This is a genomic window from Gillisia xinjiangensis, assembly GCF_046298265.1.
Classification (GTDB): domain Bacteria; phylum Bacteroidota; class Bacteroidia; order Flavobacteriales; family Flavobacteriaceae; genus Gillisia; species Gillisia xinjiangensis.
Genome location: NZ_JBKAHK010000087.1, coordinates 1 through 577, shown reverse-complemented (window position 1 = coordinate 577; position 577 = coordinate 1). Strand labels below are relative to the sequence as shown.

At 67.4% G+C, this 577-nt stretch carries 2 protein-coding genes; one reads left to right on the top strand and one right to left on the bottom strand.

The window, feature by feature from the left end; all coding sequences use genetic code 11:
• The first annotated feature begins 1 nt into the window (after nucleotide 1).
• A complete protein-coding gene (locus ACKGJN_RS16620; RefSeq protein WP_409540684.1) occupies nucleotides 2-178 on the top strand; it encodes an SRPBCC family protein in 177 nt (58 codons plus the stop codon).
• Between the two features lie 78 nt (nucleotides 179-256).
• Here the strand turns inward: ACKGJN_RS16620 and ACKGJN_RS16615 are convergent.
• Nucleotides 257-577: YHS domain-containing (seleno)protein (locus ACKGJN_RS16615; protein WP_409540683.1), on the bottom strand; the 321-nt coding region annotated here is incomplete at its 5' end.

The following is a 577-nucleotide window of genomic DNA, read 5'->3' as shown; positions in this document are numbered from 1 at the left end:
GCTGCCGGTCAGCAACTATACGGCGACCCTCAGGGTGCGCGACAGCGACAAGGGTTGCTCGGTGGAGTGGTCGAGCGAATTCGAAGCCAAGGGGGCGCCGGAAGGCGACGCGGTGGCCGCGATCAGCGGCATCTACGAGGCCGGCTTCGAGAACCTGAAAAAGATGTTCGGCGGCTGAGGGCCTGGAGCGGATCGGGGCCGACTTGAATCGCCAAAGGCGATCCCCCAAGGCTCACCGGGACCCCGTGAACCCGATCTACTGACCCGCTTTCAGGCCCGGCCAGTTGGCGTCGGCCTTGCCGATGTTGCCGGGGATATCCTCGGACCACTGGCGTTGCACCGATCTGGAGTAGTTGAGGTAGAGCTTGCCGTCCTCGATGTGCCAGGCCTCGGCCACTGTCGGCGCGGTGTAGCCCTGGGAGACCGCCCAGGCGCAGTAGCCGCCGTACTGCGGGGCGTAGCGCGCCGGGTCGGCGGCGAAAGCATCGCGGTTGGCGGCGCTGGCGAAGCGCCAGGTGGCGCCGGCGTGAACAAAGGTAAAGTCGGGGCTGCCGGCGACCGGCTTGCCCTCGGTGAA